23 protein-coding genes and 1 tRNA gene are annotated in these 26,017 nt (G+C 66.2%); 12 read left to right on the top strand and 12 right to left on the bottom strand.

The window, feature by feature from the left end; genetic code table 11:
- A partial coding sequence (locus BMW72_RS10985) for an HNH endonuclease signature motif containing protein (RefSeq protein ID WP_208598218.1) occupies nucleotides 1-491 on the top strand: 491 nt, incomplete at its 5' end.
- 273 nt (nucleotides 492-764) lie between these two features.
- On the opposite strand, the gene BMW72_RS10980 is transcribed toward BMW72_RS10985, so the two are convergent.
- From BMW72_RS10980 to BMW72_RS10950, 7 genes are all read right to left on the bottom strand, one after another.
- Nucleotides 765-2,450 carry a long-chain-fatty-acid--CoA ligase gene (locus BMW72_RS10980; RefSeq protein ID WP_092110466.1) on the bottom strand — a complete coding sequence of 562 codons (1,686 nt, stop codon included), beginning with the start codon at nucleotides 2,448-2,450 and terminating at the stop codon, nucleotides 765-767.
- The gene (locus tag BMW72_RS10975; RefSeq protein ID WP_241984001.1) at nucleotides 2,447-3,511 is read right to left on the bottom strand and encodes a threonine aldolase family protein; all 1,065 of its coding nucleotides are present in this window, start codon (nucleotides 3,509-3,511) and stop codon (nucleotides 2,447-2,449) included. Before BMW72_RS10975 ends, BMW72_RS10980 begins: the two co-directional genes overlap by 4 nt.
- Before the next feature lie 42 nt (nucleotides 3,512-3,553).
- Nucleotides 3,554-4,666: an ABC transporter permease gene (locus BMW72_RS10970; RefSeq protein ID WP_092110462.1), complete on the bottom strand. Its 1,113-nt coding sequence runs from the start codon at nucleotides 4,664-4,666 to the stop codon at nucleotides 3,554-3,556.
- Nucleotides 4,663-5,559, bottom strand: coding sequence for an ABC transporter ATP-binding protein (locus BMW72_RS10965; RefSeq protein WP_092110460.1), 897 nt, complete (start codon nucleotides 5,557-5,559; stop codon nucleotides 4,663-4,665). Before BMW72_RS10965 ends, BMW72_RS10970 begins: the two co-directional genes overlap by 4 nt.
- Before the next feature lie 90 nt (nucleotides 5,560-5,649).
- On the bottom strand, nucleotides 5,650-6,315 hold the full coding sequence (locus tag BMW72_RS10960) for an SDR family NAD(P)-dependent oxidoreductase (protein WP_092110459.1): 666 nt from the start codon (nucleotides 6,313-6,315) through the stop codon (nucleotides 5,650-5,652).
- On the bottom strand, nucleotides 6,315-7,724 hold the full coding sequence (locus BMW72_RS10955) for a DUF6421 family protein (RefSeq protein ID WP_092110457.1): 1,410 nt from the start codon (nucleotides 7,722-7,724) through the stop codon (nucleotides 6,315-6,317). The genes BMW72_RS10960 and BMW72_RS10955 overlap by 1 nt, the downstream gene beginning before the upstream one ends.
- A gap of 160 nt (nucleotides 7,725-7,884) precedes the next feature.
- Nucleotides 7,885-7,959, bottom strand: a tRNA-Met gene (locus BMW72_RS10950).
- A gap of 84 nt (nucleotides 7,960-8,043) precedes the next feature.
- Between BMW72_RS10950 and BMW72_RS10945 the strand changes: the two genes are divergently transcribed.
- On the top strand, nucleotides 8,044-8,337 hold the full coding sequence (locus tag BMW72_RS10945) for a DNA alkylation repair protein (protein WP_092110455.1): 294 nt from the start codon (nucleotides 8,044-8,046) through the stop codon (nucleotides 8,335-8,337).
- A 3-nt stretch (nucleotides 8,338-8,340) separates the two neighbouring features.
- On the opposite strand, the gene BMW72_RS10940 is transcribed toward BMW72_RS10945, so the two are convergent.
- Nucleotides 8,341-9,231, bottom strand: a complete 891-nt coding sequence (locus BMW72_RS10940) for an amidohydrolase family protein (RefSeq protein WP_241984002.1) — start codon at nucleotides 9,229-9,231, stop codon at nucleotides 8,341-8,343.
- A gap of 77 nt (nucleotides 9,232-9,308) precedes the next feature.
- Between BMW72_RS10940 and BMW72_RS10935 the strand changes: the two genes are divergently transcribed.
- From BMW72_RS10935 to BMW72_RS10895, 9 genes are all read left to right on the top strand, one after another.
- A complete protein-coding gene (locus BMW72_RS10935; RefSeq protein WP_092110453.1) occupies nucleotides 9,309-9,794 on the top strand; it encodes an SRPBCC family protein in 486 nt (161 codons plus the stop codon).
- Nucleotides 9,795-9,900: 106 nt separating this feature from the next.
- Nucleotides 9,901-10,323, top strand: a complete 423-nt coding sequence (locus tag BMW72_RS10930) for a DUF3592 domain-containing protein (protein ID WP_241984003.1) — start codon at nucleotides 9,901-9,903, stop codon at nucleotides 10,321-10,323.
- An 87-nt stretch (nucleotides 10,324-10,410) separates the two neighbouring features.
- Nucleotides 10,411-10,707 carry a WXG100 family type VII secretion target gene (locus BMW72_RS10925; RefSeq protein ID WP_092110451.1) on the top strand — a complete coding sequence of 99 codons (297 nt, stop codon included), beginning with the start codon at nucleotides 10,411-10,413 and terminating at the stop codon, nucleotides 10,705-10,707.
- 49 nt (nucleotides 10,708-10,756) lie between these two features.
- Nucleotides 10,757-11,320, top strand: a complete 564-nt coding sequence (locus tag BMW72_RS10920; RefSeq protein WP_092110449.1) for a hypothetical protein — start codon at nucleotides 10,757-10,759, stop codon at nucleotides 11,318-11,320.
- Between the two features lie 24 nt (nucleotides 11,321-11,344).
- Nucleotides 11,345-11,671 carry a hypothetical protein gene (locus tag BMW72_RS10915; protein WP_134450418.1) on the top strand — a complete coding sequence of 109 codons (327 nt, stop codon included), beginning with the start codon at nucleotides 11,345-11,347 and terminating at the stop codon, nucleotides 11,669-11,671.
- Between the two features lie 56 nt (nucleotides 11,672-11,727).
- Nucleotides 11,728-12,174, top strand: a complete 447-nt coding sequence (locus BMW72_RS10910) for an alpha/beta hydrolase (protein ID WP_134450419.1) — start codon at nucleotides 11,728-11,730, stop codon at nucleotides 12,172-12,174.
- Between the two features lie 65 nt (nucleotides 12,175-12,239).
- The gene (locus BMW72_RS10905) at nucleotides 12,240-12,710 is read left to right on the top strand and encodes a hypothetical protein (protein WP_134450420.1); all 471 of its coding nucleotides are present in this window, start codon (nucleotides 12,240-12,242) and stop codon (nucleotides 12,708-12,710) included.
- A 49-nt stretch (nucleotides 12,711-12,759) separates the two neighbouring features.
- Complete coding sequence (locus BMW72_RS10900) at nucleotides 12,760-13,428, top strand: hypothetical protein (RefSeq protein WP_092110441.1); 669 nt, start codon at nucleotides 12,760-12,762, stop codon at nucleotides 13,426-13,428.
- Nucleotides 13,428-13,985, top strand: coding sequence for a hypothetical protein (locus BMW72_RS10895; RefSeq protein WP_134450421.1), 558 nt, complete (start codon nucleotides 13,428-13,430; stop codon nucleotides 13,983-13,985). Before BMW72_RS10900 ends, BMW72_RS10895 begins: the two co-directional genes overlap by 1 nt.
- 7 nt (nucleotides 13,986-13,992) lie before the next feature.
- Here BMW72_RS10895 and BMW72_RS10890 read toward each other — a convergent pair whose 3' ends face one another.
- Both BMW72_RS10890 and BMW72_RS10885 read right to left on the bottom strand, forming a co-directional pair.
- Nucleotides 13,993-18,477, bottom strand: coding sequence for an FtsK/SpoIIIE domain-containing protein (locus tag BMW72_RS10890; RefSeq protein ID WP_134450422.1), 4,485 nt, complete (start codon nucleotides 18,475-18,477; stop codon nucleotides 13,993-13,995).
- 86 nt (nucleotides 18,478-18,563) lie between these two features.
- Nucleotides 18,564-19,706, bottom strand: coding sequence for a cation:proton antiporter (locus BMW72_RS10885; protein ID WP_092110491.1), 1,143 nt, complete (start codon nucleotides 19,704-19,706; stop codon nucleotides 18,564-18,566).
- A gap of 88 nt (nucleotides 19,707-19,794) precedes the next feature.
- Here BMW72_RS10885 and BMW72_RS10880 point away from each other — a divergent pair, with 88 nt between their 5' ends.
- The gene (locus BMW72_RS10880) at nucleotides 19,795-20,631 is read left to right on the top strand and encodes an SDR family NAD(P)-dependent oxidoreductase (protein WP_092110435.1); all 837 of its coding nucleotides are present in this window, start codon (nucleotides 19,795-19,797) and stop codon (nucleotides 20,629-20,631) included.
- A gap of 184 nt (nucleotides 20,632-20,815) precedes the next feature.
- On the opposite strand, the gene BMW72_RS10875 is transcribed toward BMW72_RS10880, so the two are convergent.
- Together BMW72_RS10875 and BMW72_RS10870 are read right to left on the bottom strand one after the other, a co-directional pair.
- Entirely contained in the window at nucleotides 20,816-25,069 is a 4,254-nt protein-coding gene (locus BMW72_RS10875; protein WP_134450423.1) for an SCO7613 C-terminal domain-containing membrane protein, read from the bottom strand.
- A gap of 127 nt (nucleotides 25,070-25,196) precedes the next feature.
- Nucleotides 25,197-26,012, bottom strand: a complete 816-nt coding sequence (locus BMW72_RS10870) for an alpha/beta fold hydrolase (RefSeq protein ID WP_092110430.1) — start codon at nucleotides 26,010-26,012, stop codon at nucleotides 25,197-25,199.
- Nucleotides 26,013-26,017 lie beyond the last annotated feature (5 nt).

Here is a 26,017-nt window from a genome sequence, read left to right as displayed (position 1 = left end):
TGCACATCAATATCAACGATCTCCTCGCCGGGCGCGGAGCCGGCTGGATCGACGGTATCGACGGGCCCCTCACCCCGCAGCAGGTCGACGAGTTGATCTGCGCCGGCGGCTACCAACCCGTGTTGTTCGGCCACACCGGCACGATTCTCAACCTCGGCACCAGCAACCGGTTCTTCACCACCCAACAACGAAGAGCCCTCGCCGCCCGCGACGGCGGCTGTGTCATCCCCGGCTGCACCGTGCCACCCCAACACACCCAAGCCCACCACGTCATCCCGTGGAACCAAGGCGGCCCCACCGACATCGGAAACGCCGTGCTGGTCTGCAACGCCGCCCACTCCAGCATCGACACCTCCGGCTGGAACATCGACATGCGAAACGGCCGACCCTGGATCCGCGGCCCCCTCCTCTTCGACCCCACCCAAACCTGGCGCCCCGCCGGCCAGAACCGCGCCGCCACCCCCACCGAGAAACCCAACTGGAACAAATAGCGACCGTATCGCGAACCCCAGATCGATTACTGCAGTCAGATCACTGCAGTCAGATCACTGCAGCCAGATCACCGCAGCCAGTTCGCTGCCAGCGCGCACGATTTCACTTCCGCCGCAGTGCGCATCCACCCGGGTGGGCGTCTTCGTGGCACAGCTTGACCGCAACCGTGCCGGGGCACGCCTCTCCGCGCGCAGCTCGCGGAGAGCCAGGCCGGGCATCCATTGTGAACGGTGCGGTGAAGCGCCGTCAATATCTTGGACTCACTCGTCGTTCTATTTGCCCTGCAGCCGATTGCGTACCTCGCGGCGCAGCACCTTGCCGAGCAGGCTGCGTGGCAGGTCGTCGACCTCGACGATGCGGCGCGGAACCTTATAGGCCGACAACCGCGTGCGGCAGTACTCCCGCACCGCGTTAACGTCGAGTTCGGCGCCGGGCGTGAGCACCACGACGGCCACCACGTCTTCGCCGCCGTTCGCGCTCGGCAGGCCGACCGCGGCAGCGTCCTTAATGTCGGGGTGTGAGAGTAACGCTTCCTCGACCTCGGACGGCGATACGTTGAAACCGCCGGTGATGATGAGTTCCTTCATGCGGTCGACGACGGTGATGAAACCGTCGGCGGAGACGCGCACAATGTCGCCGGTGCGCAGCCAGCCGCCGGGCAACAGCACCTGCGCGGTTTCGGTCGGGCGATCCCAGTAGCCGGAGAACACCTGCGGTCCGTGTACGAGCAGCTCGCCCTCCTGCTCGAATCCGCGCTCGATTGTGGGGTCTTCCGGGTCGACCACGCGAATGTCGGTGCTCGGAAACGGCACACCGACGGTTCCGGGCCGACGGCTCGGCCCGATCGGGTTGCCGGCCACGATCGGTGAAGCTTCGGTCATGCCGTAGCCCTCGACCAGCAGCCCTCCGGTTGCCTTCTCCCAGCGTTCCACAATCGAGACCGGCAGGTTCATCGCCCCAGAAATGGCAAAGCGGATGCCGTCGAGGCTCACCTTTTTCTTCGCCGCTGCCGTGACCAAGCGGTCGTAGATCGGAGGTACCGCGGGCAGGAAGGTGGGTGGGGCGTGCCTCGCGGCATCGAGCACGAGTTTCTCGTCGAACTTGGGGAACAGCACGAGACGGGCGCCGATGCTCATGGCGAAGGTGAGGCAGAGCGTGAGCCCGTAGGCGTGGAACATGGGCAGAACGCCGTAGACCGTTTCATCGCCGGGACGCAGGCCCGCTACCCAGGCGGAGCCCTGTGCAGCGTTGGCGCGCAGGTTGTAATGGCTGAGGATGGCGCCCTTCGGTGTGCCGGTCGTACCGCTCGTGTACTGAAGCACGGCGGTGTCGGTGAGCAGGGGGCGCTGATGCGAGTGGTGCAGCTTGCGGCCGCCAACGATGGACTCCCAACTGATGGCACCCCTTCCCGGTCCGGCGGTGAGGGAGGCTCGGGCGTCGCGAGCCTTCCTGATCGGCAGTGTGAGGGCCAGCCGTTTCGCGAACGGCATGGCGCGGGTGAGGTCGATGGTGACGACATCCGCTACCCCCATGTCTTTGGGGAAGGCGCGCACGGCTTCGTAGACCTTGTCCCAGACGATCGCGACGCGCGCGCCGTGGTCCTCGAACTGGTGCCGCAGTTCCCGGTCGGTGTAGAGCGGATTGTGCTCGACCACGATGGCGCCGAGGCGCAGCACCGCGTAGAACGCGACGACGTGCTGCGGGCAGTTCGGTAAGACGAGCGCAACGCGGTCGCCCGGGGTCACCCCGAGTTTGCGCAGGCCGTTGGCGGCGCGGGAGATCTGGTCGCCGAGTTCGGCGTAGCTGGTGGTCGCTCCGAAGAAGTCCAGGGCGATGTTCGGTGCGAACTGTTCGGCCGAGGTCTCCATCATGTCGGTGAGGGTCTCGGTGATCTCCGCGATAGTAGCGGGAACGCCGGGCGCGTAGGAGGCGAGCCAGGGCTGGTCCTTGAAGGTCATGACAGCTCCTTGGTGATTGCGGCGACGAACTGGTCGATGTCGTTTTCGGTGGTATCAAAGCCGCACATCCAGCGCACCTCATTTTTCGAGGCGTCCCAGTCGTAGAACCGAAACGAATCGCGCAAGCGGTCGGCGACGCCGGCGGGCAGGGTGGCGAAGATGGCGTTGGCCTGGGTGGCCTGGCTGAAATTCAGGCCGGTGATCATGCCCTTGGCCAGCTCGCTTTCCAGCGCTCCCCGCAGCCGGGCGGCCATCGCATTGGCGTGGGTGGCATTTCGCAGCCACAGGTCGCCGTCGAGCAGTGCGATGAGCTGCGCCGAGACGAATCGCATTTTGCTGGAGAGCTGCATGTTCGACTTGCGCAGAAACTTCAAACCAGTGGATGCCGCCGGGTTCAGCACCACGATGCACTCGCCGAGCATCATGCCGTTTTTGGTGCCGCCGAAGCTGAGCACGTCGACACCGGCGTCGCGGGTGAAAGCCCGGAGCGGTGCCCCGAGGCTCGCGGCCGCGTTGGAGATGCGTGCACCGTCCATGTGCAGCGTCATGCCCTTGGAGTGGGCGTGGTCGGCGATGGCGCGCACCTCGTCGACCGTGTACGCGGTGCCGAGCTCGGTGGTCTGCGTGATGGCCACGACGAGTGGCTGTGCGCGGTGTTCATCGCCCCAGCCCCAGGCCTCCTGATCGATGAGTTCGGGGGTGAGCTTGCCGTCGGGGGTCACGACCGGCAGCAGTTTGAAGCCGCCGACATGTTCGGGGGCGCCGCCCTCATCATTGTGGATGTGCGCGGTGGCCGAACAGATCACGGCGCCCCAGCGCGGCAACATGGACTGCAGCCCGGTGACGTTGGCACCGGTGCCGTTGAACACCGGGAACGCTTCGACGCCGGCGCCGAACTGCTGGGCGAAGACCTCCTGCAACCGAGTCGTGTAGACGTCTTCGCCGTAGGCGATCTGGTGGGCGCCGTTAGCCGCGACAATCGCCTCCAGAATTTGCGGATGAATTCCCGAATAGTTGTCGGAGGCGAAACCGCGTGAGGTCAGGTCATGGAGTTGGGTCACCCATCCATCCTCCCGCATTCGGCTGTACGCCGCCCCACCTGCCTATTTGTGCAGGGCCTCGCGCAGCGAGACTCTGGCGCCCATGCGTAACAGCGCGTTGGAATAGATGCGCGACCCGATCAGAATCACGACCATCGTCGACAGCGCCAGCACCACGAGCGAGAGCACCGGCTCCCACCATTCGGCCTGGCCGAGGAAGATGCGCACCGGCATGCCGACCGGGGCCGAGAACGGAACGTAGGACATGATCGCGAGCACGAGCGGGTTGTCGTTGAAGAAGACCACCATGAAGTAGGGGATCATCACGAGGAACAACACCGGAGAGGTCGCCGAGCCCACGTCTTCCTGCCGGGACACCATCGACGCCGTTGCCGCGTAGAGCGCGGCGAGCAGCACGAAACCGAAGGCGAAGAACACCGCGAACCAGACAATCGCCGGGCCTACATCGGCCAGCAGCACGCGTTGCCCGGTGACCGCGAGGCCGATCGAGACGAGCAGTCCGATGGCCACGATCTGCGCGAACGCCATGAGGCTGTTGCCGAGCACCTTGCCGGCGAGCAGGGCTCGCACCGAGATGGTCGACATGAGAATCTCGACGATGCGGGTCTGCTTCTCTTCCACGACGCTCTGGGCAATGGTGGCGCCGAAGGTGGTGGCCGACATGAGAAAGATGATGCCGAAACCGATGGCCACGAGGTACGCGAGAAAACCGTCCTGTTCGGCCGGTTCGAGAATCTTCAGCTCCGGGCTCACGCTGAGCGTGCCGAGAACATCACTCGGTGCTGAATCCAGTGCGATCACGGTGATGCCGAGCACGGAATCAGCGCTTGTCGAGGGCGTGACGGCCGCGTCGACGGTGCCGTCGCGCACCAGCGCCTCGGCCTCTTCAACGGTGTCTGCCTCGACAATGTCGAAAGCTTCGGTCTGTTCGACGACGCTGATGGCTGTGCCGACCACGGCGACCTTGGTCCGGCTTGTGTTCTGGCTGGCAATGCTGCCGACGATGACCGATGCCATTGAAAGGAGCAGCAAAATTCCCGTGGCGATGAGAAACGATTTACTGCGCAGGCGCGCCGAAATCTCACGGTTGGAGACCAGCCAGACGCTCTGGGCGAAAGTCGGGGCGGTGTGCACGGGGCGGGTCGCGGTGCTCATGCGATGACCTCCTTGAAAATCGTGGCGAGTGAGGGTCTCTGCTGGCTGAAGGTGTGCACCGCACCGAGCGTGATCGCGTGGTGTAGAACCGCCTGGCTGGCGGCATCCGTTTCGGCTTCGAAGACGGCGAAGGTGCTGTCACCGGCGCCAGCGACGTCGATCACGGTTATGCCGGGCTGCGAGCGGATCCAGCCGGTGTCGCCAGCGGTGCGAATCTCAAAGCGGGGGCTGCTGTGCTGCTCACGCAGAGCCTCGCGGGAGCCGTTCGCGCGAATTTCACCGTCGGCGATGATGACGAGGTCGTCGCAGAGCCGCTCGACGATATCGAGCTGGTGCGAGGAGAACAGCACGGGAGCGCCCTGGGCTGCAAATCCGGCGAGCACGCTCATGACCACCTCGACGGCGAGCGGATCGAGGCCTGAGAACGGCTCGTCGAGCACGAGAAACTCGGGATCGTGCACGAGTGCGGCGGCGATCTGGGCGCGCTGCTGGTTGCCGAGCGAGAGCGATTCCACGGTGTCGCCGGCGCGCGCGTCGAGACCGAGACGTTCGAGCAGGTCGGTGGTGTTGCGGCGAGCGGATGCCGGTGACAAGCCGTGCAGGCGGGCCAGGTAGACGAGTTGCTCGGCCACCTTCATCTTGGGGTAGAGGCCGCGTTCTTCGGGCATGTAGCCGAAGCGGCGGCGGTCGCTCGCGGTGACTGGTACCCCGTCGATGAGCACGGTACCCGAATCGGGCGACAGCACGCCGAGGATGATGCGCATCGTCGTGGTCTTGCCGGCACCGTTCGCGCCGACGAAGCCGGTCATGCGGCCGTCCCCCACGGTGAAGCTCACGTCGGTGAGCACCTTTCTCGTGCCATAGCTCTTGGTGACTCCCCTGATGTCGAGCATGCCCGCCCTTTCGTTGTGCGTGTCTTCACGGTAGCGCGTGCGCGCAGAAGGGGGCGCAGCCGGTTGGCCGCGCCCCCTCAAGTTACCGAGTTACGAGAGAAGCACCCGACTGTTGTTGACGGACGCCGCCGGCTCGTTCCACAGGCCTGTCACGCGGGTAGCGAGCTCAGTTTCGAGCCCCGCGAGCGAACGCACGACGAAAATCACGGCCGCAGCCGTGTCGCCGGTTTTTGTGAAGCCCTCACCGACCGCGCGCACCCAGCTTTCGGCTGCGGACTTCGCGGCCGCATAGTTCGCGCCGCCCGCCGTCGGCCGGTCCACCGACACGCTCGAGACGATCGCGAGGCGCCCGGCCGGTGACGCCAGCAGATCGGCGTTGAACGCCCTGGTCGTGTTGCGCAGCGTGGTGACCACGTGTGAGTGCAGAAAATCCCAGTCCTCATCACTCTGGCCGACGAGGCCGCCGCCGCCGCGCCAGCCGCCCACGAGGTGGATCAGTCCGTCTATGGGGCCGATCGCTGCAGCCAGCTCGGTGACCGCAGGCCAGGAGGTGAGGTCGCACTCATGCAGCACAGCCTCGGGTGCGACGGCCAGCACCGACTGGAGACGTGCAAGATTCGAGCCGACGGCGACGACGTGCGCGCCGGCATCCGCTAGTGCAGAGGCGACGGCCAGCCCGGCCGCGCTGGTCGCGCCGGCGATCAGAACGGTGCGGCCAACCACCGTGCGGCCAGCGACGGCCGAGCTGGCTTTCATCAGTCGACCGCGCTGCCGGTGATGCCGGCCGTGGACTCGATGACGATGCGCATCTTCTTCTCGAGCGCTTCGAAGAACATCGACAGCGGGAATTCATCGTCGAGAACCTGGTCGGTGTAGCCCTTGGGCGCCCCGGCGAGCACCTCGAGCGGCAGGCCACGGGCCCAGGTCGAGGCAGGGTTGGGCGTGAGGGTCTTCGAGATCATCTCGTAGGCCGCGAGCCAGTGCGCCTTCTTCGGCCGGTCGATCGACGCCCAGTACAACTCGTCGATCTGCGCTCCGAGCGCGATGACCACGTCGGGCACGGCCTCCCAGTCGAAGGTGAGCCGGGTGTCGGTCCAGTGCAGCACGCCGTGCTGGTGCATCCAGGCGAAGAGCAGCTGACCGCCGAGGCCGTCGTAGTTGCGCACGCGGTTGCCGGTGATCGCGAACCGAAAGATGCGGTCGAAGATGACCGCGTACTGCACCAGTTTCGCGTGCCGGCGCGCCTCGGGGCTCGCCAGCTCGCTGCGCTCGATGGTGACCGATTCGCGAAACGCGGTGAGGTCGCAGCGTAATTCCTCGAGGGAGTAGAGGAAGAACGGCATGCGCTGCTTGATCATGAACGGGTCGAACGGCAGGTCGCCGCGCATGTGTGTGCGGTCGTGGATGAGATCCCACATCACGAAGGTTTCCTCGGTGAGGTGCTGGTCGTCGAGCAGCGGGGCTGCGTCTTTCGGCAGCTCGAGCCGGGTGATCTCGGCGGCCGCGCGCACGACGCGGCGAAAACGGGCGGCTTCACGGTCGGCGAAGATGGCCCCCCAGGTGAACGTGGGAATTTCGCGCATCGCGACCGTCTCGGGAAACAGCACGGCCGAGTTGGTGTCGTAGCCGGGGGTGAAATCGAGAAAACGGATCGGCACGAACAGCTTGTTCGTGTAGCCGGCCTCGAGTTCACCGATGAATTCCGGCCAGATGACCTCGATCAGAACGGCTTCGACCAGGCGGTTGGCGCTGCCGTTCTGCGTGTACATCGGGAACACCACGAGGTGGCGAAGCCCGTTCACCCGGTGCTGCTGCGGCTGGAAGGCCATGAGGGAGTCGTAGAAGTCGGGTTCGCCGAATCCCTCGGCCGCCCAGCGGTCGAAGTCCGTGATCAGCGCGGCCAGATACGCGGCATCGTGCGGGAAGTGCGGCGCGAGGTCTGCGATGGCCGCGGTGATGCGCGAAACGGAGACGTCAGCATCCGGGTGCCGTTCGGCGTCGGTGATCGACCCGTTCTGAGCCTGCAGGGATTGCAGCTGCGTCGCCGCAGCCTTGAGGCTCAGCCATGCGGGGTGCTGCGCGAGGTCGATGCCGCCGTCTTCGAGAACCTCGGGCTCTCCGACCAGAGCGTTAGCTACGTGTGTTTTTTCAACAGATATCGACATGGGAACCTCCGATTCGAGTGAGTGCCGCGGTCGCGGCGGGCGTGCGCGCCGAAAAAAGACGTTCCTTCAGAATATCGGGCGTCGTGCAGCGTTTTCTTGCGATCTCTCGCAACGAATCGTGGCTTCGCTCCGGTTTCGACGCTGAAAATCGCCGCCGGAGACGCGACGGCAGGATTCGAACCTGCGAAATACCGGAATATGAAACCGGCCCCTTGGTCCACTTGCGCACGCCGCGATGAAAGCAACGTTAGGCAGTCGTCACGCGCTGCAGGTGAATGTTGCAGAACCTTACCGATTATGACCGCGATCGTCTGCGTTGATGCCACAATCGCCTACGGCCGCCGCTGTCCGGGATGCCCTGGCCGTCCTCGCCGACCCTGAACTCGCCGTCGGTGTTGCCCGCTTCTTTCAGACCGGATCCGGTCAATGCGGTGAGGGCGACGTATACAAAGCGATTGGCTGGATGCTGCGCGAAGTCGGCACGCGCATCGACCGCAACCTGCTGCTCGCCTTTCTCGACCAGCATGCTGCTCAAATGCCGCGCACCGCGCTCAGCTACGCCACCGAGCACCTCAGCCCCGAGCAACGCGCCGCCGACCGCGCGGCGCGATAGCCCCTATTCGCCGATCAGACGCAGACCGTTGTACCAACAGACGGCGCGCAACCAGTCGTCGTCCAATCGCGGCTCCCGGTCACGCAGGCGTTCGAGCGACTCCAGCTGGTGAGCGTAAGGGTACGGAATGTTGGGAAAGTCGCTGCCCAGTACAACGCGGTCGGGCAGGTCGGCCAGTCGCGGCAGCAGGGCGGGGTCGAACGGCGCGAGTCGCTCGAAAAAGTCGGTGAACACCATCGTCGTATCCAGGTGGACCCACGGGTACCGGTCGGCCAGATCGAGAAAATCGCCGTATTCCGGGGCGCCGAGATGGGCGACGACGGCTGTCAACAGCGGATGCCGCGCCAGCACTCCCGCGAGCTTGTCCGGCCCGGTGATCCCCGGCCGGGAAACCGGCCCGCTGCCGACATGGATCACCACCGGGATCGCGGCGTCGGCGAGCAGGCCCCAGACCGGGTCGAGCAGGGGTTCGCGCAGGTCGAACGCCCCGACCTGTGCGTGGATCTTGAACACCCGAGCGCCACGATCGAGGGCAGACTGCACCTGCTCGAGCACGCCCTCCTCCGGGTAGAACGTGGCGCTCGGCACGCAATCGGCGTGTTCCGCGGCGAGGTCGAGCGAGAAATCGGTCAGCGACGCCGCCATTCCGGGGCGATGCGCGTAGGAGAGCGCGGTGAAGCGGCGCACGCCGAGCCGGCGAATCGTCGTGAGCCGTGAGTCCTGGTCGTCGCGGTACCGGATCGGCCACTCCTGGCCGATCAGCGGCTCGATCTCATCGAAGTGGGACCAGACGCGCCGCAGCATCCGCTCGGGCAGAAAATGCGTGTGCAGGTCGACCAAGCCCGGCAGGCCAAGGGTGCGCCACCAGGCCGGTACCTCATTGTCGAGCATCATTGACCCCAGTGTGCCAGACCTCCTCTTGACAAGCGGATGCACCGAGCCTATTTTCGCCCGCGAAGAGAGGTAACGAAATGAACACACTGAAGGTCACTGTCGTCCCCCACACTCCGTTCGTCGAGTACGTACGTGAGTTCGACGCCCCGGTGGCCGCCGTCTATCGGGCGCATGCGGATCCCGCCCTCGTGGAACGGTGGCTCGGGCCGAACGGCTACACCACCCAAATTGACCACTGGCACCTGCGTACCGGCGGCAGCTACCGTTTCACCCACGTCGATCCGGAGGGCGAGAGTTACGAGTTCCACGGCGTTTTTCACGCGGCCAGGCCGAACGACCTCATCATTCAGACCTTTGAATATGACGGCTACCCGGATGTCGTGAGCATCGAGACCCTGCGCTTCGAGGACCTCGGTGACGGCCGCACGCGCCTGGTCGGCCACTCGACCTATCCGAGCCAGGAGGCGCGCGACGGAATGGCTGCGAGCGGCATGGAAGAGGGCATGGCCCAGGGATACGACCGACTCGATGCTGTGCTCGCCGAGCTCATGGCCACCCGCTGAAGCGACCCCGTGCTGCGCAATGGACGCGCAGGACCGTGCCGCCTGCGCGCGTCACCCGATACTCTTGAACCATCGGGGTGAGCGCCGCGAGCAGACGAGATGACGGATGGCGGTGCCAGTGAACGCCCTCGACTTCGCCGGCATCATCAGCGAGATTCTCACCCTCGTCGGCCTCATCATCGGAGCGCTCCTCTATATAGTCGGCCTGTCGGTGCGCGGTATCAGCGGCCGCTGGACCCGCACGACCGCCGTGATCGCCGCGTCAGGAGCGGCCGAGTCCGGGCCGGCCACGGTCATCCGCTGGTTTGATCGCGACGGCGATGTGCACGAATGCCCCGCGGACACGCACGAAACGCACCAGCTCGTGCCCGGTGATGACGTGCGGGTCTGGTTTCGCAATCGCGACCCCGAACGGTGTCGCACGCACGACCCCGAACTGGACGGCAAGGGGCTGCGACTGATCGGCCTGGTTCTGCTCGGCATCGGCGTTCTCGCCGGGGTGACCGGCATCGTGTTGATGTTTCTCTGACGCTTCCCGAACGGGGGTGGGCGTTACCCCGTGCTGCTAGGGTGTGCCCAACAGACCGTGAAACGTAAACAGGGGGGTACCGCTCTCATGGCAAACATCAACGTCTCATATCAGGAACTGAATTCTTCGGCCGATCGCCTTTCGGTAGGCCGCGACGATCTCGACTCCAAGCTCGATGAATTGCAGCGCATCATTGCAGTTCTCGTCAGTTCCGGCTTCGTCACTGACAAGTCGTCCGGTGCGTTCAACGCGTCCTACGCGGAGTTCACGAACGGTGCCCGTTCGGCGATCCGCGGCCTCGAAGGCCTGTCGAGCTACCTCCGCAACGCGGCCATCACCCTCGACGACGTGGACGCCCAGCTCGCCGCCCGCTTGTCACGATAGTTTCCGGTAAACCAATCGGCCGCACGCGGCCAGGTCCGGAAGGCGAACCATGTACGGGGACATGTCCGCGGTGCGAATCGACGCATCGTACTTGCGCGCCCGCGCGGAAGCTATGCGCTCGCGCGCGCTGCAACTCACGGCGCAGGCCGAGGCGATGAGCTGGAATTCAGCGGCCGCCCAGGTCTTTCGCACCCAGATCACGCTGACGGCCGACGACATCGGTCGCACCGCCGCGACCCTCGACGCGGCAGCGGATGCACTGGGCACGCATGCACGTGCTGTCGACGACGTGAAGGCGCTCATCGTCCAGGCGCAGGCTTGGGCCGCTGAGCGCCTCGACGAGGCGCGGTCGATTGCCTCGAACGCGGTCAAAGTAATTCAGGACGTTGCCGAAAATGCTGTGACCTCGTTCATGACCGTCGTGAATTCTGCCGTCGACGTCGTCACGAAAACCGTCCAGGTGTCCGTCTACAAGCTCGCGAATATCGATATCGCCGAGAGTGTCGTCACTCACGCCCAAGACGTGATGCGCACAATTCCCAGCCCGCCCAGTACCGGCTCGAAGGACTGGCTTGACGTGGAGTACTTGCTGAAGACAGCGCTGCGCCCATGATGTGCGTGAATGTGGAGGCCGACCGTGTCCGATAAGTCTGGACCCGGGCTCGATAACAGTCTCCTGGCCGAATCCATGGCGGAGTCGTTGGATAACACGGTGGACAGCGTCGTGCAGGGCGCGACGGAGATGGGTGATGCATTCACCCGGTCTCAGGATCGCAGCACGGATGCGACCGCGAAAACTCTCACCCGCATAGGGTCGGCGACCGGCTCGATCGTGGCGACCTTCTCCGACATCGAGTCGATGACGGCTACCCTGGCGCAGCACCTCGTGGCGACACAAGCGGATGCCGCGCGCATCCTCCCGATGGCGTCCAACGGTGATCTGTTGCAGTCGCTCATCTCATGATCATGCAGGGATCGAGTGCTCTCGAGCGGGTGTCAGCTGAGGCACTGGACGCGGCAATGACGACCTACTACGAAGACAATAAAGACCACGCGTCGAGAGCGGACGTGTTCGACGCGCCGGTCATGCTGGCGGGGTTCAGCCAGGGCGGAATCGTCGCTGCCGCTTTTGCTGAGAACAGGAGTGACACATACAACGTTGTGCAGGTGTTGACGGCCGGGTCACCCATCGGCAATTTTGATATCCCACACGATATCAGCGTCATCGCCTCCGAGGCCGACCCGGTATCCGGCGCCGACGGCACACAGAACCCCGAGCGGTGGGAGACCCTCACGGCCGATAATGGCGGCGGGGGTGGACTCGGCTCGCACGATGTCCTGCGCTACGCGCTCCTTGCCGAATCCGCAGCGGGCACACCCCAAGAGCAAAACAAACTCGACGATTTTCTGGGTGTGAGGGACGACAGGGTCATTTCCGATTATTACGCCGTCAAGGAGTCGAAATGATAGTCACGCTAGCCAGCCGAATTCAGGCCAGGATCGTGCCTGTAATTCTGCTAGCGTCACTGAGCGTGGCGTTGCTCGGCGGCTGCGCTGCGCTGCGTGGCGGCCAGTCCGTCGACGGCGCGGTACTGGGCATTGAAACACTTCCAGGTGTTGCTTCCGCGAATGTCAGCCAAATCACTACCCTGAGTGGGTTCAAGCGGATTTGGACTACCACCGTTGCGATCACTTTGGAGCCTGACTACCGCATCGATGATGCCGAGGCCGCTCTGGATTGGGCCATGCACACAGCCTGGTCGGTTAATGACAATGAGCCGAATCTGGGGATTAGCGTCGGGTTTCTTGACTCCTCCGGCAACACCGCTGATTGGGACTGGCAGACGGCGGCTTCCGCTCTGGGCTACGACTCGCCCAGCGTCGGTGCCCTCATGACTGCGACAGGAACGCTGTCGTTCGGACCCTCCGTGCTCGGCGACACTCTTGGTCCGTGGCCGGGGGACGTGCCCGAGCTGGCCGATGGCGTGATTGTGGCCGACTGATGCGGCAACTCACGACCATCGGCCGACTCCGGCACCAGACGGAGAGCCAGTGACGACCAAGCAGCCACACTTCCAGGCTGAACTCGCCCTTGACGAGTATCGGGTTGTTCTGCAGGCCGCCCCAGACCTCGTGATGCCCGCGTCGCTCCGGGTGGGCACGCTTGCCGAGAGCGGGCCCGACGCAGACCGAAGAGGGAGCGCGGCCGTGGCAGCGCTTACGGGGCGGCAACTACTCGGCCGAACGGCAGTGGGGCCGGGGGATGTGGCGGGAGACCCGCATCCGCTTCTCTTGGTTGCACTGGGCTTGCCGCTGATGGCGGTGCAGGCGATGCGAGTGCAGTCGTGGACTCCGACGGAGAGTTCCCAGACGGTCGTGTCGGTGGCGGGGCGCCTGATGAGTGCGGTCACGGTCACGGTGCCACGGTGCACGGACAGCCCGCAGATATCCGCTCGGGCCAGTGAGCACGGGAGGGTCGCGATCAGTCTCGGTTCGCTCAGTCTGCTCGTTGGCCACCTTGATGGCCTGCTCGCCGCCGCCCCACCCGAGCCCGCCGGGATGCGTGCGCTCACGGTGCAGCTCGGGCTGGTGGAGTCCCGCACGCTGATAGCAGCGATTCGGACCGGCGATGATCTCGTCACTGAGCAGTTGGCGACCCAGTTTGGTGCGACCGCTGCTGTTCCCCTGCTGCGTTCCCTCGCCGTCTCAGGAGGCGGCTGATGCCTCAACGCACATCGGGCCATGGACCTCTGGCGCCGACACGATTCGTTCAGCGATGCGCGGGCCTGCTGTTGCTCGTCACTCTGGGTGCCCTGACGCTCAGTGCGTGCGCTTTTCTGCGGGGCGGGCAATCAGCCGATTCAGCGGCTGCCCGTATCGACAAGCTGCCGGCGGTCGCGTCGTCCGAGGTCACCCAGAGCGAGTCCCTGGACGGTTTCACCCGATCCTGGTTCACCTATGTCACGGTTACCCTCGATTCTGACTATCGTGTCGGTGATGCGCAGAATGCGCTGGAGTGGGGGCTGCGCACGGGGTGGTCGGTCAATGATCACGAGCCGACGGCCGTGTCGGTCAGTTTTATCGATTCTGCCGGTGACGCCGTGGATTGGGACTGGGAGGCGGCCACTGCTGGTCTCGGTCTCGAGTCGGCGTCGAACGCACAGAGCATGAGTACGATCGGTCTGCTGATGTTCTCGAGCGCAGTGATCGGCGACAGCCTCGGCGACTGGCCGGGCGACGTGCCCGAGCTGGCCGGTGGTGTGTTCGTGCGGGGGTGACCCGCCGCTACTCGGGCAACGCCACCTGGAGTTTCGTGGCTCGACCGGCCTCGACGAGGTAACCTCGCCCTTCGGGAAATTCAGCCCGGTTGCCGCGCGGGAACGCGACTCTGAACAGGGAGATGCCGTCACCCTCGTCGGGCTGCAGCACGATCCCCACCCGGGCGGTTTTGAGCTCGGAGTGGATCTGCCACGCGGACGGCCCGGTCGCCAGGTCGGTCTCGACGACGATCAACACATTGGCCTTTCTCGCCGCCTTGATGAGCGACGCGACGACCGCCTCGGCTGACGAGCCCTCGAAATCACCGGCGCTTTCGACGACGATCAGGCCGGGCCTGCCGTCGGCCGGCCAGGTTCCGGCGCCGTCCCGCAGGGTCGTGCCGACGTCCCTGGCCAGTGTCTCGGCCTCGGTTACTCCGAGGGCGTGTGCGCCCCAGGAAATGAATCCGGTGAGTTCGCTCGACGTTCGCGGACTAATCAGCACCGTGTCGACGCCGGGAAGCGCGCTGACAAAACTGCGTACGAGGGTTTTGATCGCACTGGTCTTGCCGCTCCGAAACGGGCCGGTGACCACGATGAGACCCTCCGGCGCGATGCCGATCGGCAGCAGGTCGGCATCCGCTACCCCGATCAACGCACGGTTTGCGCCCGCCCTGCCGAGCGTTGACAGCAGGATGCGCTCGGACAGACGTTCCACCGGCGGGGCAGCGGCGACGCCGGCCTCGCGCAGTCGATCGCCCAGCAGTTGCGCGGCCACCGACTGGTCACCGAGACTGGACGAACCGCCGAGCACCGCGATCTGCACCTCATTGCCGTCGATGACGGCGCGTCCGGCCGGTGCGTCTTCAAGAATGTCGGCGGGCACTCCGAGAATGCCGTAGTCGTTCGACGATGCCAGACGCAGCACGACGTTCTGCTGAATGTTGGCGTTGAGCGCGGAGGGGATCACGCCGGATCGATCCGCGCTCAGAACAAAGTGGATGCCCACCTGCCGTCCCACACTCATCAGCTGGGCGAGCGCAGCGAACGTCGAGTCGCCGCTTCGAAACTCGTAGCTGCTGCGAAAGTTGGCCATGCCGTCGATTGCGACGAAGATGCGCGGTTCGGCCGAATTGCCGCTCACCTTTCGATAGTCGGACAGGGTAGAGGCCGGCACCGCGGAATAGCGCGCCGCACGTTCGGTAGCCATGGCGACCAGGTGCCGCATCAGCCGGGCGACCCGTTCGCTGTCTTCGCCCGCGATGATGCCGCCCACGGTGGGGAGTGCGCCGAGCAGTCCGAGGGCGCCGCCGGCACAGTCGATCGCATAAATGTGCACGGGATACCGCTCGGTATCGCGCGACGCCGACAGCAGCAGCGTGCGTAGAGTGGTGCTCTTACCGGAACCGCTCGTTCCGAGCACGGCGAGGTTTCCTTGGCTGTCCGGGTCGAACGAGAACGGGCTCTGCCGCTGTCTGGCAGGCTCGTCCTGCATGCCGAGTGCGATCAGCGGCCCGTCAGCGGATGCGACGTGCGCCAGATCCAGCACCGCGTCCAGTGGGGAGAGCCAGGGTTTGCGCGGTGTCGCCAACTCGAGCGTCACGGCTGCGGTGCGAATGGAATCGAGCATGTTCTCAATGTCGCGGGGCACCTGGCGGCGGGTGGGCGGCGCAGCCAGGTCGATGGTCCAGGTCTGACCGACTGCAAACGGAAAGTCGGCAATGTCGATGTCGGGCAGTTTGGCAGCGGCCTTGCTGCGACCATTCAGATAGGCGGTCTGAAAATGGATCAGCTTGCCAGGGCCGAGCTTCGCGGCGCCGCGGCCCGGAGCGGATGGATCGAACGCTGCGGCGTCTTTACCGCCGATCACATCCTGGCTGTCCGACTCGTCGGCGACACGCAGGGCGATCCTCAGATTGGTATTGGCCCGCAGGTTGTCCTTGATCACGCCGGCCGGCCGCTGGGTAGCCATGATCAGGTGCAGTCCGAGCGAGCGGCCCCGTTGAGCGACGTCGACGATCCCGTCGACGAACTCCGGAACCTCACCGACCAGCGCGGCGAACTCGTCGATGACGATGATCAGCGACGGTGGGGCATCCGGGTCGCCGCGCTTCTCCAGGCTCACCAAATCCTTGGCGCCCTTCTCGTTGAGCAGGGTCTCCCGGTAGTGCAATTCAGCCCGCAGCGAGGTGAGGGCCCGGCGCACCAGGTGAGTGTTGAGGTCGGTCACCAGTCCGACGGTGTGCGGCAGCTGGGTACATTCCGCGAAGGCGGCGCCGCCCTTGTAATCGATGAGCAGAAAGGTGACCCGATCCGGGCTGTACTCGCTGGCCATGCTCATGATCCAGGTTTGCAGGAACTCGCTCTTGCCCGACCCGGTGGTGCCGCCGACGAGGGCGTGCGGGCCGTGCTCGCGCAGGTCCAGCCGCAGCACGCCGCCGGCACCCTGGCCGACGATGCCGCTGAGTGAGCCGACTTCGGTCGGCGGGTGCTCGCGCCAGCGCGCGGTGAGGCTTCCGCTGCGTTCCCAGAGCGCGGCGACCGCATCGGCCGACGAGATGACGTTCTCCGAGCGCAGATCCTGGTACGGCACGGACGTGGGTAGATCGCTTTCATCGAGCACTCGGGCGCCACTGTCGGTGACCGACGAGATCAGTCGGGCGGCCACGGCGGCGTCCTGACCGGAGATAGCCTCGAGGGGGCTGACGTCGACGCGGGTGCCGGTGCGAACGAATCCGACCACCCCGGTGCCATCGGGCTGCACGTCGACATAGGTGCGGCAGGCGGCCGGAAGGTCTGCTCCGGTGGCGGCATGCCACAGCAGGTGCACGCCGACATCGGGGCCGTCTTCGGCCAGCGCGACCAGTCGCCCGCGGTCGACCTGGCTGTCGCTCGTGACGATGGCCACGACCACCGGGGTGATCGGCAGCACCTGCACCGCCTGTCCGTGCAGCTGATCGATGTCTGCGTTTTCGCTCAGGTGAGAACGGATGCCTGACCCGCCCGGGCGGGCCGCTCGGCGTTCGGCCACGAGCTCTTCGAGCTGGGCCAGCAGGTGACCGCTCGAGGCCGGATCAGCGGCGAGATGACTCGTCGTGAGTGGGCTGTACACCGAGCCGATGTGCGGCAGCCATTTGAGCCACTGCCATTCGAACTGGTTGTCGGGGTTGGCAAAGCAGGCCAGAACCAGGTCGGCCGGCGAGTGCAGACCGCACAACTGAACGATGATCGACCGCAGAACGCCTTCCGACCAGAGTTCGCTGCCGGAGACCCCGATGCTTCCGGCCCGATCGAAGGTTTCCAACACCGGAACCCACGGCACGGTCAGGTTGGTGTCCTTGATCTCGTCGAGCTGGGTCCAGAACCGTTCGTCCGAATTGTTACGGCTGGGCACATCCACCGTGATGCGGCTGGATTGGGTGCCGAGACCCAGACGCACCTCCAGGAATGTCTGGTGTTCAGGGCGACGCGTCCACAGCACGGCGTTGCGCGCCACCATGGCCTCATGGATTTGCACGGTGCTGGGCGATTCCGCGTTGCGAACCGATACTTCACGTTCGCGCTGGGTCACCAGTTTGGCTTCGAGAGCCACGATGGCCGCATCGAACTGCTCCGTCTGTTCCTTCTTCTTGCGACGGGTTGTGATCTTGGTGTCGATCCAGGTGCCGATCATGATCAGGGGAGACAGCGCGATGAAGACGAGGCTGAGCGGTGACCGGGTGACCGCGAACAGGACACCGCCCATGACGAGCGGGGCGATGACGGCGAGGATCGGAAATTTCTGCGGTTCGAGGCGCTGCGGCGGCACCGGTGCCGCCAGCTTCTGGGCACTGAAACGCACGTCAACGCGCGGTGACCGTGCAAACTCGACGACCGCCTCCGACCGGTTCGACGGGGGCACGTCGGCGACGTTTGACTCCCGGGTGACGACGAAAACCGTGTCTCCCACCGAGATGACGTTCGCCGGGGTGACCGCGCCCGATACCGCCCGACGTTCGTCGATATACAGTCCGTTCCCCGAATCGAGGTCAGTGACGGTGATGGTCGCTCCGATGTCAATCGAGGCGTGAGTGCGCGAGACGGTCTCGTCGATCAGCTGAAGGCGGCAGCCGCGGCCGCGACCTACGACGTTGCTGCCGGTCACGAGGTCGAACTGCTGGCCGGCCTGCGGCCCGCGCAGGATCGACGCGGTGGCGGCGCGCTGATACAGGAAGACGTCGCTCGCATCTGCCTGGCTGGGCTGGATCGTCTCGACCCAGCAGCCCGAGCTGAGGCCGGCGTCGCTGACGGTGGCGAGCGGGTCGAGCACGTGCCGTATCGGGTTGTTGGGGTACCGCACGCGAAGGGTGAGCGGCGCGCTGTTTCGGCGGGCGGCGTCTTCGTGCGGGGAGGTGCCGGGCTGGCCGAGCACCAGGTTGCGGGCGACTTCTCCGATCGTCGCCATCACATCGGCGGTGACGAGCACATCAGTGTCGCCCTCCGGCAATCCGCCAACGGTCAGCTTAAGTTTCACTGTGCCCCCCAGTTGAGCCGAAATGTGCGCTCGCACCGAGGCTATCGGAGATTGCCGCGCGCGCGGTCTGCCGGTCTGCAGGCCGGTCAGGCCAGCGAAGCGGATACCGCGCGCGGCCGCGCCCATCCGCTCGCCACCGCGGTCACCGCGATGGTCACGAGCGCGCCGAGCAGCAGGGCCGCCGCCTCGCCGGGGGCGAGCACGTGCAGCTGGGTGCCGATCGTCGCGGCCGCGATCGGAATTCCGAGCTGGGCCGCCGACAGCAGCCCGTGCGAGAGAGGGAGGCCCAGCACGCGGGTCGTCGCGTGGGTGAGCAGGGTGGCCAGGCCGAGCGTCAGTCCGAGCGCGATCATCTGTGGGTGGTCGGCGAGGTCACGCAGGGCGAGCGAGGCGCCCAGCCAGACGAAGAACAGAGGTCCGAAGAATCCGTCGGCGAGGGCGAACAGCTGGCGGGCGAGGCGGCGTGGTTCCCCGACTGCCGCGACGGCGAGGCCGAAGGCGAACCCGGCGAGCATCACCGAGACGTGGCTGAACACAGCCACCGCCGACAGTGCGAACAGAATGGCCAGCTGGATGCGCAGTTCGAGCGCGAATTTGCGGTTGGCCGAGAGCTTGTGCAGCCGCAGTCGGGAGCCGTTTCGTTCCAGCCAGGCCAGCACAACATACAGGGCCACAGCCAGCACCGCCACCAGCGCAGCGCCGAGCGCGGCGCGGCCGGCATTCGGCGGGTCGATGGCGAGCGGAAGCGCCACGATCGCTGCGATATCGGCGATCGCGACCTGCGCGGTGAGCTGGAGCATCGACCGACCGCGCAGCCCCAGCGAATGAATGAGCGGCAGCACGAGAGCGGCCGAGGAGGAGGCGAGCAGCACGACATACAAGGGGGCGTGCCGGGTGCCGAAGATCATCGCAATGGCCACGCCGAGGGCGCTCGCCGAGACGGTCACGAGAATGGCACGCGCCAGACCGGCCGAAAGCGCTGCGCGGATCGCACCGGAACGAACCGGTACGTGCGTGCCGGCCACGAACATGATCAACGCAAATCCGACATCCGCTAAAAAGGTCAGCGTGGGGTCAGCGGCGTCGATGAGGCCGAATCCGGTGCGGCCGACGATCACGCCGGCGCCGAGCTGGCCGATGACGACGGGAATATTCCAGCGACGCGGCGTTGCCAGCAGCGGCCCGAGCAGCGCGATCACGGAGATGATGGCAAGGGTCTGAAAATCCATGCGCATCTCCCCGCGGCTGTCATGTGCGCGCTCATGCGCTGAATCGAGCGTAGTCCCGGGCAGCCGGTACAGACGGCATGATGGGAGTATGAGTCGAACCGTTGCCGGAGCCTGCGTGCTGATTACCGGAGCCGCCATGGGAATGGGCCGCCTGTATGCCGACCGCTGCGTCGCCGAGGGGGCGAAAGCCGTGATTCTGTGGGACCGCGACGGTGCGGCGCTCGCCGCGACCACCGCCATCCTGAATGAACGCGCGAGCGGACGCACCCGAATCGCCCCCTACGTCGTTGATCTCGCCGATCTGGGCGCCATCGCGCAGACCGCTCAGCGGGTGCGCACCGAGATCGGTGACCCCGACGTCATCATCAACAATGCCGGAATCGTTCGCGGCAAGTATTTCTGGGAACACGACAACGGCGCCGACACGCGGCCGACCATGCAGATCAATGCGCTCGCTCCCATGTATATCGCCCGCGAGTTTCTGCCGGCGATGATTGCGAGCGGATCCCGCGAGTCGCGTATCGTCAACATCGCGTCGGCCGCCGGAACTCTCAGCACCCCGCGCATGAGCGTCTATGCCGCCTCCAAGGCGGCGCTGATCGGCTGGAGCGATTCGTTGCGGCTCGAACTCGTGCAGCAGGGGTATGGGCAGGTGAAGGTGACCACGGTCTGCCCGAGTTACATCGACACGGGCATGTTCGCGGGTGCCCGTGGGCCGCTGCTCACCCCGTTGATGACCCCGGAGTACGTGGTCGACCGCGTGTGGCGGGCGATGCTCGCCGGTAAGCCACAGTTGCTGTTGCCGTGGACGGTGACCCTGTCGAAGGTGCTGCGCGGGGGGCTGCCGTTAGCGGCGTGGGACGCCGTCGCCGGTCGGGTCTTCGGCGTGTATCGGTCGATGGACCGGTGGGTTGGTCGCAGTTAGCCATCTGCGCTCCACTAGGAATTAAGTCTTGCGTTCGGCCGAAAACTGAGTATTATTCTGGGCAGCTGGGGTTCTCGTACTCCGATTGATGGCACTCTTTCACTAGAAAGGTGACCCCGATGCGGACCGGGGCCCCAGCCTTTCTGTGCCGACTCGTTCTGTGCCGACTCACGGCGCGGTACGGCTACCGCAACGCGCTGATGCGCAGGGCCACCGACTTGAGGTTCGCGATGCGCTGTTCGTAGCGGGCAGCGAGCACGATGAGCACGATTCCGCCGCCGCCGAGCCAGAGGAACCAGGGGATGACGCTGTAGGCGAGGGCGATCCATGGCCAGAGTTGGGCGATACCGTGAATCAGCAGCACGACAGCGCCGATCATGAACGGCGCCTGCAGTCGCCGCGTGCTGCCGATCACGAGCACGATGATCGCGACAACACCGAGGCTGACGATGCGCCACAGGTCGCTGTAGGTGAGATCCAGCAGCAGCGACGGCACCAGGAGCAGCAGCAGGCCGGGGCCGGTCCAGGGCCAGCTGCGCGCCCTCGGGTCGCTCCGCAAACGGAGCCAACCCGACCCCAACAGCGCGAGCGCCACCGGAACGGTGACGAGTTCGAACGGGTCGACCACGCCGAACGTCGCGGCCGTGAAAGCGGCCAGGCCGGCCAGTGCGAGCACGCCCCAGGCCGTGCGCGCCCCAAACGGCGGGTGGGGGTGCCAGAGCGCCAGCACGTGCACGGCCGAGAGCGCGACTACGAGCAGCAGGGCTCGCGGCGTCGATAGGCCCGCATCGGCGGGGGAGATGGCCACGGCGAGTTCGATCCAGGTGACAACGGATGCCCACACCAGCACGGTCGCGATACTCGCGCCGCGACGAAGCGGAGCGGAGGCGGCATCCGCTTGGCGTGCCAGCAGGAAGGCGGTCGCGACGGCGACGGCGGCAGGCAACAACAACCAGAGTTCGAGGCGTGCATCGGGCGCTCCGGGAGCGCCGCGCAGCCGTTGGGTTTGTACGACGGCCGTGACTACCAGGGCGACGGATCCCGCCAGACCGGCCGCGGCGAGATAGTGCGATCGCGGTGGCGACCACTGCACCGCCCCGGCACCGAGTACCAGGGCTGCCGCCAGGAGGGCGACGACGACCGCGCGCACCAGCGACCCCGACTGTGCTGCGAGGGCGAGCGGTGCGAGGGCGATCAGCAGTCCGGCCAGGGTCAGTAGTGCGGCCACCGGGCTCGCCGCACTGGCACGATCGATTCGGCCATAGCGGCGAATGAGCGCGGCCGTGACGAGCACGACGCCGGCGACGGGCACTACATAAGGTTCGAGCGCCACTGTTCCGGCCCGTGCGAGGCCCAGCCAGAGGCCGGCGGTACCGAGCGCGAGGGCGAGCCAGCCGAGGTGGCGTCGATTCGATTGAGAGCCGAAAAGCCCATCGGGGGCGATCGCCATGATGAGCGCCACGATGCCGGCGAGCACGATCACGAGCCAGCCGAGCGAACGGAAAGTGATCGCCGCGGTGACGGCGGCCGGCACGAGCACGAACGCCGCACCGATTTCGAGGGCGATCCGGTCGCGCCGGGCGAACCGGTCGACGCGTTCGTTGTCGGCAGCGGTGCCGGTCGCAGCGGTACCGATGGAAACGCTGCCGCGAAACAGCGCGAGCGAGCAGACCACGAGCGCGACCGCCGGTGGGGCGAGGGTGAAAACGGATGCGACGGCATCCGTTGCGAACAAGACCTCGCGCACCAGCAGAAACAGCATCGGGGCCAACGCGACGGCGGCAATGGCCCGTTCCGCGTGCAGGCCGCCGCGGTTAGCGCGCAGGAGCACCCACAGGGCGCACGCGAGAACGAGCAGACCGGCGCGCAGGAGTGAACCGAACGGTTCGGGCTGGAGCAACGGTTCGTCGGCGGTGAACGCCCACGATCGAACGGGCAGGGCGAAGACGACAACGCTCGGAACCAGCAGGGTGTAGAAAGCCCAGCGCCGCTCGAGGGGCGGGAGTACCGTCGGCCGCAATGCTGCGGCGGCAACGAGTAGGTGCAGCAGTGCCGTGGCCAGGGCGAGGGCCGCCGTGACATTGGCCAGGTTGACCGGATCCGACCAGATTTGATACGGCGCAAGGGCCAGAGGAATATGAGCGACGCCGATCAGGGCGACCACGACCGCTGCGGCCAGCAGCGCTCCGCGAGCGTGTGCGCGTGACTCAGCGGTGAAAGCTGGGCCTACCGGTGCTGTTCTTACCGGTGCTGTTCTTACCGGTACAGGGCCCGCGTCAGGCACCATCACCAACAGGCGCGCGAACCAGAGGGCGAGCACGAGCGAGACAGTGCCGAACCACCAGGTTGTCGGGTGCGCCCAGCTGATGAGATAGCCGAACGTTTCACCGGCAATCAGCAGCCCGACGAGGCTTGGGAGCAAGAATCCAAGAGAGAATTGGCCGGTTCTGTTGCCGCTGCCGGGACTGGGCGCGGACTCGGGTGTTCGAGCGAAAAGCAGGGCGGTGAGCGCCCCGGTGCCGAGCAGCAGGTAGAGCGCGACAATGATCCCGACCGACCCCACGAAGGGAACCGCGAGAACGATGACGGCCAGCGTGAGGCCGGCCACGATCTGGCGACGAGCGTGGATCAGCCCCCCGAGGGTCCATCCGAGCAGCAGGATCACACCGATTCCGACCAGGGCGAACACGGCCCAACTACTGTCGGCGGTGGCGAGGTCGGTGACGATTTCTCGGCCGCGCACTCCGTTTTCGGTGGCCTCGGCGAGCGGCCGGGTTGCGTACCAGACCGTGAGGAGCAGTGGGACGACGCCGACGATGGCCGCCGATCCCGCCGCCACGAGCCCGGCGGTGCGCGCTGCGGCGGAGGTGACGACACGACGGCTGAACGATTCGAGGGCGACGGCGAGGGCCGCCGCAACCAGTACGGGCGCGGTGAGGGAGAAGGGCAGGTTGTCGAAGCGACCGGCAATGACCGGCGCAATGCCCGCTGCGGCCAACGCGGCCAGTGACGCTGCAAGATAGGCGAAGAATCGATATTCGGCCATAAATCGGGCCGTCGCGATCGCAGCGCGCAGGTCTGCAGGCTGGGCGAGCAGGGCGCTCATGGCGGCGGCGATGCCGGCCTGCCGGTCGGGGGCTGGCAGGCTGGCTGGCGGCGGGGTGATCGTGGCCACGAGCGCGGTCTGCGGCGCGCGCAGCACGAGAACGGCGTGCGCCGTGGCGACGGCCGCGACCGCGCCGAGGCACCAGACCGGGGCGATGCGGCTGTCGGATTCGACGAAGGTCGCGACGATACCCGACACGACGAGGCCCAGCGCGCCGAGGGCGAGCAGCAGCATCCGCTCGGGAAAGCGATCGATCACCGGCCGCCGGCCGGTGACCGCTGTCGGCCGGGGAAGCGTCACACGGTGCAGGAGCGCACCGACGGCAGCGCCGAGAAAGCCGACAAACACGCGGGTGATGGGGTCCTGGCTCTCGAACAGACCGGCCGTGAGCAGCCCGATACCGGGAGCCGCGACGGCGAAGCCGGCGACGCTGCCAACTCGGAGGTTCGACCGGTCGTGCCAGCCGAGAAAAAGCGCCGCGCAGACCGTGAGGGCGACACCCCAGTACAGCGCGCCGTCACCGGCAGCGAGCCCGAACAGGTTGTTCTGCCGCATGCCCCAGACATCGAGCAGCACGAGCACGACGGCAAAGCTACCGATCCCCTCTGCGGTGGCGGTGAGCCGTGAGCGACGCATCCGGGCCGCGACCACGAGGGCTGCCACGGTGAGCAGTGCGACGACAACCGAGCGAAAGCCCAGTCCGGCGACGATCCACGCGACGGTGAGAAAGAAGATTGCGGCGACCGAGACCAACAGCACGCCGATGGACAGCAACACGACCTGCACGCTGGAACGCTGGGGCTTCGCGGGCAGAACCGGCGCGGTGCCGGGTTGCGGGTACGACGGGTCCCGCGGAGGCGCGACCGGGCGCGGATCCCGGGTGCTGGCCGTCGGGTCGAAGACCGGCGGCGCGACGGGGAGCGCGACGGGGAGCGCGACGGGGAGCGCGACGCGCGGCGCGGCGGGAACGGCGACCGGCGGCTGGACGGGTGCCGGCCGCATGGCGCTGGTCAAATTGGCGTCCGGCTGCGCGACCGCAACGGGCTTGGGCACGCTGATCCGGCCGGGTTCAGTTTCGTAGCGAATGCGCCCGATCAGCTCGGCACGCTTTTCCAGGGCTGCCGCGGCATCCGCGGAGGTGGCCAGCAATGCGGTTGCGGTCGCATGCCGCAGGTCGAGCCGGCACGCCGAGCACACCGGCGACCTCAGCGGAGCGTGGCAGGCCGGGCAGAGCGTCGTGTCGGTGAGGTCGGTGAGGTGGCGCGGCCAGATGATTCGTCCCACATGGCGGAGATAAAACTCCCCGGTCTGAACTGGCTCGTGCTCTGACATCGATCTCCCCACAATCGCTCTTTCACAATCGGTCACTCTCCCCACAGGCTACCGGGCGAGGAAATTCGGGGACTGACCGCGCCACTGTCTGTGGAGAACTTTTGCCGGGGGAGGAGGCGATACTCGATCAGAGACTGTTGGTCGCCAGCCAGCTCACGAGAACCCGCTGAAACTCGAGCGGGTGCTCCACACTCGGCAGGTGCGCGGTGTCGTGGAAGGTGCATCCGCTGGCCTGCGGCAGCATCTCCAACAGAAACTCATAGTGGGCCAGAGCGCTCGTGACGTCGAGCTCACCGACGGTGACGAGCGCCGGAATATCGATCTCGCTGACCCGGTCGAGGGCCGGCGGTTCGAGCGGCAGAGGGATCGGCGCTTCGGTGGCGTGGATGACGTTGCGCAGATTGAGCTCCTGCGCGAGAGCCAGAAAGGCCGGGTCGACATCGGCCGCCTTGCGAGTGGGTCCGACCGCCCAGAGCGCCACTTCGAGCCGGGCCAGCCGCGGCCACTGCCGCGCCGCGAAGGCTGCATCCAACTTGTCGAACAGGGCATCCTCCTTCTCGGTAAGTCCGACGTCGGGAAACCCGCTCGGTCCGGATCCGATCGTGACCAGGCCGGTGACCCGCTCGGGGCTTTCCACAGCCAGGTCGATCGCGATCGTGCCGCCGCGCGAGCAGCCGATGAGGGTGGCGCGAGCGACACCGAGATGATCGAGCAGCGCCGTGGCATCCGCTCGGTTGGAGAATTCGACATTCTCGGTCGTCGTCTGGCCGAATCCACGGGTGTCGAAGCGAATGACGTAGTGGTGCGCCGCGAGGGCAGCGACCTGCGGATCCCACATGCGCAGGGTCGCGATACCCGCGTGGATCAGCAACAGGGCTGGCGAGTCGGGGTCCCCCTGAGTCTCGTAATACAGGGAAGCGCCAGGAACGTCGAGTCGGGGCATGCGTT

Origin of the sequence: Cryobacterium luteum (assembly GCF_900110125.1) — a bacterium.
GTDB lineage: Bacteria > Actinomycetota > Actinomycetes > Actinomycetales > Microbacteriaceae > Cryobacterium > Cryobacterium luteum.
Note: the sequence above shows the minus strand (reverse complement) of the source record. Positions and strands in the feature narration are given on the sequence as shown.